The organism is Candidatus Hydrogenedentota bacterium, assembly GCA_012523015.1.
Lineage (GTDB): Bacteria > Hydrogenedentota > Hydrogenedentia > Hydrogenedentales > CAITNO01 > JAAYBJ01.
In genome coordinates this window covers 1-9,005 of the sequence record JAAYJI010000130.1, presented here as the reverse complement: position 1 = coordinate 9,005, position 9,005 = coordinate 1, and the positions used below count along the sequence as shown (strand labels likewise).

Here is a 9,005-nt window from a genome sequence, read left to right as displayed (position 1 = left end):
GTCATCGTATGTACCGGTACTTTTCTGCGCGGCACGCTGCACTACGGTATGAGATCTATTTCCGGCGGTCGCAGCGGCTCCTCTTCGGCAGATTCGCTGAGCGCATGCTATCGGCAGCTCGGCTTTCCCGTGGGCCGGCTCAAAACCGGAACCTGCGCCCGAATCCATAAACGCAGCATTCGTTTTGATAAACTGCATGAACAGCCGGGCGATGAATTACCCCGTCCCTTCTCTTTTTCCACGCCTGTTGAGGGCTTCGATCGCAACCTCGTTTCCTGCTGGCTCACCCATACTACCGAGAAGACGCGGGACATCATTAATGCCAATATGGACCGCAGCCCCCTTTATTCCGGGCGTATTGAAGGCATCGGTATCCGATATTGTCCGAGCATTGAAGATAAAATCGTTAAATTTCCGGATAAACTTCGGCATCATTTATTTTTGGAACCGGAAGGTTTGGAGACCGCCGAATTCTATGTGAACGGTTTGTCGACCAGTCTTCCCGAGGACGTTCAACGGGATATGCTGCACAGCTGTCCGGGCTTGGAAGAGGCTGAGATCATTCGCCCCGGCTATGCCGTAGAATACGATTATATTCCGCCCACCCAACTGAAACTGACCTTGGAGACCAAAAAGATCGCGGGCCTTTTTCATGCGGGGCAGATCAACGGCACCTCCGGCTATGAAGAGGCGGCGGCGCAGGGGCTTTATGCCGCCTTCAACGCCATACGCCTGTTGGAAAATAAAGCGCCTCTTATCATTGGCCGAAATGAAGCCTATCTCGGTGTGATGGTGGATGATATTGTTACGCGGGGTGTCCTTGAGCCTTACCGTCTCTTTACCTCCAGGGCGGAATACCGGCTCCATTTACGGCATGACAACGCTGACCTGCGTTTGGCGGAATACGGCATTCGCAATGAGGGACTCCGCGCCCGTGTTGAAGAGCGTGAGCAGCGGATTGAGCAAGAGATCCAACGACTGGAAAGCGTGGTGTTAGCGCCGGACAGTGCGTTGAACACCTTTCTCCGTGAGGCGGGAGAAACGGAAGCGCTCAGTCCCTTGTCCGCCAAACAGATTTTGAAACGGCCGGGCATAACGCTTAAACAACTTTGGGAATTCTGTGCGCCCCCTGCATATTTGGATTTTGAGACGCAGGAACAAATAGAAATTCGCGTCAAATATGGGGGCTACCTCGACAGAGAAAAGAAGACCATCGAACGTTTCGAAAAGGCGGAGCGATTGACCATTCCAGAGAATCTGGACTATGATCATATTTCCGGATTGCCTTTAGAGAGTCGGCAGCGGCTCAAAGAGGTGAAGCCCTTGACCTTTGGTCAGGCGTCACGTGTTCCCGGCGTACGTTCCAGTGATATTGCCGTGTTGCACATTCACCTTACAAAAATGCACAAATCAAAACAGAAAGGCGACAGGGCAGAAGAATAGAATAGCTCCCATCAATGTTAGGTTAATATATAGGGTGTGAAGTGCTTTGGGAAAGAAGGGTACAATGAACAGCGTATGCAGGGGAGCAACAGACAAAAGGAATAGTACATTGACAGATGCAAACAACGCTATCAAACCAAGCCGCCGCAGTTTCTTACGTACTGCCGCGCTGGGCGCAACGGCAGCGACCAGTCTGTTTTATATTGGTAAATCCCATGCACAGCAGCGCGGCCGCGTCATCATGCTTGGCTATGACGGGATGGAGCCTTCCATCGTAGATGAAATGTTGGCGCAGGGTGACCTTCCCAACTTGCAGCGCCTTCGTGATATGGGCGGCTATTCGCGCCTTCAATCGACCATACCGCCCCAATCTCCTGTGGCTTGGAATAGCTATGCCACTTGTAAAAATCCCGGTGGTCACAATATTTTTGATTTTATCCGCCGTGATCCGGCGGGACAAAACGGTCCCCTGCCGCTGGTGGGTACGGGCAAGCTGAACCCGTACAAGTTGACGCCGGACGGTTCGCTGATAGAAGCGGCGGACTGCGTTAACTACCGTAAAGGAACCCCCTTTTGGTCTGTTGCGGATCAACAGGGCATGAAAGGCAAAGTCCTGAATATTCCTTTTGCTTTTCCGCCCGACCCTTTGGAAAATGGGATCATGATCAGCGCCTTAGGTGTGCCCGATTTGCGCGGCACCACAAGCACGTATTTTTCTTTGTCGGACAGCTTTACCCCTGAAGCGCTCAAAGAGGATCTCGGCGGCGGGCAGCGTATCAGCCTGCGTTTTGACGGTATGGACGAGGCGTTATTGCCCATACCCGGCCCACGGGATAATCGCTATCCTTTCAGCTCTCCCCAAGCCTATGTGAAATCTCCCTTACGTTTCCAAGTGAATCGAAAAGATCGCCGCGGTACCGTCACTGCAGATACCGTGTCCATTGAACTCGAAGAGGGTCAATGGTCGCCTTGGCTGGAACTGCATTTTAAGATGACGCCGGAGGTGGATATTCTGGGAATGACCCGATTCTACCCGATGGAAATTGGCGACTGTGTCCGCATCTACATGTCATGCGTCCAATACCATCCGGATGCGCCCTATACGACACTGAGCTCGCCCGCTTCTTACAGCGCCGAGTTGAAGGGCCGCTTTGGATTGTACAAGACTATCGGCTGGGCTTATGACACCCACGCCGTGCGCCAAAACGACTTGGAAGAGGATGCCTTTCTCAAAGATTTCGATACGACCATGTCGTTTCGCGATCAGCTGACCTTGGATGAATTGAAACGGGGCGACTTTGATTTCCTGTTAAGTGCCTGGACTGCTACGGACCGTGCGGGACACATGTTCTGGCGGTATCGTGATGAGAAGCATCCTTATTACAGTGCCGATGCGCCGGAACACTGGAAGACGGCGCTGGAATACACCTATAAACGGGCAGATGCACAAGCAGGAGCGGTACTCAAAGAACTGCGTGATGAAGACACGCTCTTTGTATTTTCCGACCATGGCTTCGGATCTTGGCGGCAAGGCTTCAACCTTAACACGTGGCTGCGCGATGAAGGCTATCTGGCTGTTAAAGATCCGGCGTTGGCCGATCGCGGATTCTTGATGGGAGTCGATTGGAGTAAAACCAAGGCGTATTCTGTGGGCTTAAGCTCGCTCTATTTGAATGTGAAAGGCAGAGAGACAGGGGGTATTGTAGAGCGGGCTGATGCGGAGGCATTGATTGCAGAATTGCAAGACAAGCTCGCTGAGGTCAAAGACCCGCAAACAGGTGCGAAGATTTTCTCCAAACTCTATCCCCATACGGTATACACCGGTGAAACTGCAGCACAAGCGCCCGATATCTCTTTGGGATATGCTCCCTATTATCAAAGCGGCCGTCAGACATCCCGCGGCGGCGTGGGCGAAGCCGTGATGGAACCGGTGATGGACAAGTGGAGCGGCGAACACGCTTCCACGGATTATATGAATTGTCCCGGCATTTTGTTTTCCAACAAGCCCTTGGCTGCGGAAACGCCGCATATTCAGGATTTGGGTGTCACTGCCTTGGCACAGCTGGGCGTAGATATTCCCGCTGATTATGATGGCGAAACAATCGTATAAAAGGCCGGAGCCCGCTAAAGCTTATTCCGCCCAGATGACACGATCAATCAAAGGCAGATATTCAGACCAAGCCATTCCCTTCTCTTTGGTTTCACGGATTATTCGGGTAAAGGCTGCTGCTTGCGCATCGAGATTATCAATGTGATGCAATACAATTGCTTCGAGTGTGCGCGGCGTAACGGGTGAACCGTTCATCAATTCACCATGATGAGACAGGATGCAATGGAGTATTTCGAGGCGCAGCTTGTCGGGAAAGTCGGCTATGGCGTCCATCTTCTGCTGCACCATGACAGAGCCAATATGCAGATGTCCCAACAGTTTCCCTTCGGTCGTATATTCTGAGGTCAACCCGTGGCTCATCTCATATATCTTGCCTATATCATGGAGGAAAATAACGGTCATCAAAAGGTCGCGGTTCATTTCAGGGAAGAGGGTACACATGGTTTCGCCGATCACCATCATTTCATAACAATGACGTATCAACCCGCCTTTAAAGGCATGATGCCATTTTTTCCCGGCCGCCGCCGAGATGTATTTTTCATGGAAGTCTTTATCTTTCCAAAAGGACAGCACTAAATTACGGCAATGGCTGTTTTGCAGCCCTTCCAAGATTTGCTCAAATTTTTTGACCGTATCGTTTTGATTCTCCGGTTGGACAATAAGATCGTCAAGACTGTAATCGCTCTCGCGTAAGGGGAAAATTTGTTCCACCCGCAGTTGCAGCCGGTCTTGGAAAGAGCCTACCATGCCGCGCACGTTGACAACATCGCCCAATTCAAACAATTTGACCGTATCCATGACATTGTTCCACATGATACCGCCAATTTCGCCGGTTTTATCTTTGAATACAAGACCGAGAAATTTTCCTCCATCCTGTTTGGTACGCAGATCTTTACGCGCGACAATAAAATAGTCATTGACTCTGTCGCCTTCTTGTAATTTATTTACATATTGATTTTTCATATATAAAAAGACTCCCTTTTCAACCTTAGTGGCAGTTGTGTCCAAGACCCGGAGACTTCCTCGCGCCCTCTTATCAGAGATGGACAGCCTAAGTGAGTATCTGTTTCACACTAACAATATCGACACCATTTATATGCGCCCTATGGTAGCATATTGCATCCGAAAGAGCCCATTATGCCATTCCCTTGATACTGTCCAGACGTGGCACGGCGTAGGTGCCCATACGCATTTGATCAAAGATACTGACGTCAGTACAGGAACTTCGGGCTTTTTCGAGATCGATGATACCGTTCTTAAACATCTTGTAAAGATAGTTCTCGAAGAGCATCGAATGGCCAACCGTCTGCTGCATCCCTATGCGGATAAGATCCGTATCTCCCTTAAGAATGGCATCGGCAATGGGTTTGATATCATTAAACAAGAATTCTAAAGCGGGCAGACGGCCGCCCCCGATTTTGGGGACGAGACGCTGGCAAATCACCCCTTTCAAACAGTCGCGGAGCTGGAGCCGCACCAAATCACGTTCAATGGGATCAAAGAAGCTTACAATTCGGTTGATCACTTCATAGGCGGTGTTCGAGTGCAGTGTTGTGATCACAAGGTGCCCCGTTGCTGCTGCATTAATGGCGGCGCGGATCGTGTCCGGGTCACGCATTTCACCGATCAAGATCACGTCGGGATCATGGCGTAGTGCGCCGGTCACTGCTTCACTGAAAGAACCCACGTCCGTACCGATGCTGCGTTGCGAAATAATCGATTTTTTGTTGTAATGAACGTATTCAATGGGGTTTTCGATGGTGAGAATATGCAGTGATTTGTGGGTGTTGATCCAATCCACAAGGGCCGCCATGGTCGTCGTCTTGCCGCTGCCTGTCATGCCGCTTACGATAATCAAACCGCGGGGTGTCTCAGCGATAGACTGCATCTGTTCGGGCGGCACATTCAAATCTTCAAAACTGGGAATTTTTTCGGGAAGATACCGGAAGGTGCAATGGGGGGTCCCATGTTTGATAAAAGCGGAAACGCGGGCGTAGCCGACGCCGGCCTGATGATAACTGAAACTGGTCTGTTTGTAATTCTCGAATTCCGCCCAAAATTCCAAGGGCGCAATGCGTTTGATCAAATCCAAAATCTGCATACTGGATAAGGGCGACATCAGCTCGGAGTAGCGCGTATCGTTATCGATGCGGAAGACGGGGCTCAGTCCTGCAGTCAAGTGGACATCACTGGCGTGATACTGGACCATGGCATGAAAGAGCATTTCAATATTGACGGGGTCAATCCGAAAGTCGAAACCTTCCGCACGCCAGATCTCCGGAAAATGAACCATGCCGCTCAGCTTATTGAGCGCGTCCAAGACTCTTTGCGAAAAGGACTGGGTTTCAGCGGGACAGACAATGTGCCATAGCCTCGTGTCTTCCTCTAAAGAAAATTCGTTTGGATATTCCGCGGCTAGGCTTTTTAAGGAAGATTCATCGATGTCTTCTTTAGGTATTCGAAGATCGTAATGCTCGTAATCTCCTTTAAATTGGGTTCGCCGTACTTCGATGGAATAATCATCGGTCCAAAGCGAAATCCGACGGGGAGCGCCCTCCGTTTTTACGATACGGGACTCGATAAGACGAACGATATTGCGCAGCGTCTGTTTCTGACCGATACCCAATACAAAAGATGCCATACGCCGCCTCCCATTGATAAAGTCGATTCCATCAACTTCAAACTTGACTATACGTCACGCACGCATTCAAAATATATTGTACACATTCTATCTGTCCGCATCAATAAAAACTGTGCTCATGTTAAAGAGGAAGCGTCTCGTTATGGAGGAAAAGGTCTAGCGCGTTTTTTCCCGCAGCGCACAGCGTTGGGGATGAGTCATTTTTAAGGCAAAGGATTAGCAACAGAATAGCGATAATTCCAGCGTCGGTTTGGGGCACTGTCCCCATTCACACCGAATTCGGAAATATCGCTAAAGCCGCTGATATTATCGGCCCAATGGAAATCGAAATAAGGCGTGTCTCCCTCTTGCTTGACCAATGGACGGGGCACACGTAGTTCCATGCCATTCCCATTAACCCGGTAATTTCCTCTACCCACAGTTTCCCAACGGTCCTTATGCCAGCTTTTGACGACGGTCTCTGTCTCATTCACGGTCTCGAGATTGATGAGGTAGTCGTAACCCAGCCATCCCGTCTGTGCGTCACAATCACTGTCGATAAACAGCAGCATCCAATAGGGGTCGGTGTGCGGTGTAATGGGCGCATCGGTCTGGGCATAAAAATAGAGATATTCCGCATCGTAAGCCGCCTTCAAAATAACAAAATCATTACGGCCTGATTCATTTTTATAGGGGATCTCGCCGTAACCCAAATGATCTCTATGGGCAACATCGCCAATGGTATCGCGATATTCGGGCAGAACCTCCTTCCAATCATCAAAGTATCCGTCAACGACGATCGCTGTAGGAGCTGTTGCTTCGGGACGGGGGCGAACGCCTTTGTATTTTCTCACCGACGACGCCAGCTGATAGTAATAGCTATCGGTATGTCCGCCGCGCATGGGTTCACAATCTCGGCTGTATTCCTGGTTATATTGATCTACAAAAAGCCCGCCTTTGTAATAACTGGTCTCATCGGTGTAAATGTGCCACGATTCAAAGCGGAGCGTGGTCCATTCATTCCAACCGGTAACAAAAATGAAACTGGGATCCACTTCCAAAGCGCGCTTCCATTGTTCTTCAAAATTCAGGCCGAGATTAACAGCGCCTTCCCGCGTATCTTTGCTGCCCCCGTGCCAACTTCTGCCCATGGCACCCCGTGCATCACTCATGGGAGCGGGACCCGGTGTATCAGGCAGCGCATTCTGTGCGACACCCACGCTCATCTGTTCTGCTTCCCCTTTGCTATTGCGAAAGACATGTTGGGGATAGACTTCCAGCCAGCTCCACTGATCAGTGTCGCTCGGACCATCCCAATAATCGGGCATAGGCCGGCGGAAGGTGAAAAAGTCTGACGCTTCGGGAATTTCCACTTGATCAGGATCGCTAAGCAACAGAGGTTTCCCTTCCCATTGAAACCACAGCTCTTTCCATAATCCGGGTTTATACAAGTCGTTCCAAAGGCGTTTGACTACTTCGGAAGGGTTCCAGAAAGGGGTTATAAAGGCTATGTAAGGCGTACGGACTCCTTCCTGTCTCATGGCTTCGTATTCGCGACAAAGTGCCTCATATTCATTTTTCCACGTATGGGGCGGGTTCGTTGTATCAAAAAGAATGACGTCAATACCGGCGTCTGCCAACATACTTGCATGTTTGCGAATGACAAAGGGATCGGTCATCCGATAGTAGCCCAGTTCCGGTTCACCCCAATGATTGGGTGTGCCGTTGGAAGGCCAATCAATCTCCTTGCTTGTTCCGGCGGCTTCAATAATCTTGGTGTTATCATTGGGCCCATTCTTATAGGGGAAGTGCCAAGTCCAATAAAAAATACCCACCCATTTGTTTTGTCGAGGCAGGCCTACCTCAGATGCATCCGGTTGGGTTCTTCCCAAGGCGTCGCAGGCAACCCACGTATCGGCGAAAATATCATTGCCCTCGTAGCGGCTGCCTTGGTAAAGGTCTTCATCCGCCTGCACCATGGCGGGAATGAGTCCTACGGACAAGCATAAAACCAACGCGAGAGGCTTGCACCACATAGGCAAGGAAAATTGTCTCATGATCTGTCTATCCTTATTCAGTTACTACCTTGAATTTATGAACAAAATGGTCTTTATGTTCCCGATCGTGACAATACACCAACGCCAAGCCCTATAGGATCGATACTATCTTCCCGTCCCCTTATCCGAGTATAGGCTGGATGATTACTTTCATGGCGGTCATCGATTTGTTTTGCATGGAGTGGATTGTATCGCAGGCATTGGCAAGGGTAACGCGATGGCTAATGAGCGGTTCTAAGAGGAGGTGTCCCGCATTAATGGAGCGAAGGACAGCCTGCCAATCATCGCGGTTACCTGAAGTTCTGAAGACGGAATTCCAGCTGCCTATAATAGAAATTTCGCGATGGATCACCTGGGTCAGCGTGGCGGGGGTAGCGGGTATCTCCGCAGTGGGAAGGGCCAATAATATGGCGCAGCCGCCTATACCCACGGCATTGATACATCCTGACATCGATGTTACCGTCCCTTCTGTATCAATGGCAATGTCCATCCCCAAACCATGGGTCAAGTCCTTTATGATCTCAAAAATATCTCGGTCTGCGCTGTTAAAGCTGTATCGGAATCCCAGTTCGCGTGCCAATGCACATTTCTTGGGATCTTCATCAAAAAGGATGACGTTGCCTGCTCCGGAAATCTCTGCCCACTGTGCGGCCATGAGCCCGATGGGACCTGTTCCGAAGACAGCAACCGTTTCGCCGGCACGTACGCCGCCGGCGCGATGGAGCGCGTGCAAGGCGATTGCCGCAGGATCAATCATAGCGGCAACTTCCAAGGG

6 protein-coding genes are annotated in these 9,005 nt (G+C 50.4%); 2 read left to right on the top strand and 4 right to left on the bottom strand.

Annotated elements, in window-relative coordinates:
• A partial coding sequence (mnmG, locus tag GX117_05585; protein NLO32816.1) for a tRNA uridine-5-carboxymethylaminomethyl(34) synthesis enzyme MnmG occupies positions 1-1,443 on the top strand: 1,443 nt, incomplete at its 5' end.
• Between the two features lie 109 nt (positions 1,444-1,552).
• A complete protein-coding gene (locus GX117_05580; GenBank protein ID NLO32815.1) occupies positions 1,553-3,553 on the top strand; it encodes a hypothetical protein in 2,001 nt (666 codons plus the stop codon).
• Positions 3,554-3,574: 21 nt separating this feature from the next.
• Here GX117_05580 and GX117_05575 read toward each other — a convergent pair whose 3' ends face one another.
• The 4 genes from GX117_05575 to GX117_05560 all read right to left on the bottom strand — a co-directional run.
• On the bottom strand, positions 3,575-4,516 hold the full coding sequence (locus GX117_05575; GenBank protein NLO32814.1) for an HD domain-containing protein: 942 nt from the start codon (positions 4,514-4,516) through the stop codon (positions 3,575-3,577).
• A 172-nt stretch (positions 4,517-4,688) separates the two neighbouring features.
• Positions 4,689-6,194 (bottom strand): PilT/PilU family type 4a pilus ATPase, encoded by a 1,506-nt coding sequence (locus tag GX117_05570; GenBank protein NLO32813.1) that lies wholly within the window; start codon positions 6,192-6,194, stop codon positions 4,689-4,691.
• A 203-nt stretch (positions 6,195-6,397) separates the two neighbouring features.
• Positions 6,398-8,230 (bottom strand): hypothetical protein, encoded by a 1,833-nt coding sequence (locus GX117_05565; protein ID NLO32812.1) that lies wholly within the window; start codon positions 8,228-8,230, stop codon positions 6,398-6,400.
• Between the two features lie 121 nt (positions 8,231-8,351).
• On the bottom strand, positions 8,352-9,005 hold a 654-nt coding region (locus GX117_05560; GenBank protein ID NLO32811.1), incomplete at its 5' end, for a zinc-binding dehydrogenase.

Bases quoted from the DNA above. Each gene is read 5' to 3' on its own strand.
- GX117_05575 (NLO32814.1), bottom strand. From the start codon at position 4,516: ATGAAAAATCAATATGTAAATAAATTACAAGAAGGCGACAGAGTCAAT.
- GX117_05570 (NLO32813.1), bottom strand. From the start codon at position 6,194: ATGGCATCTTTTGTATTGGGTATCGGTCAGAAACAGACGCTGCGCAAT.
- GX117_05565 (NLO32812.1), bottom strand. From the start codon at position 8,230: ATGAGACAATTTTCCTTGCCTATGTGGTGCAAGCCTCTCGCGTTGGTT.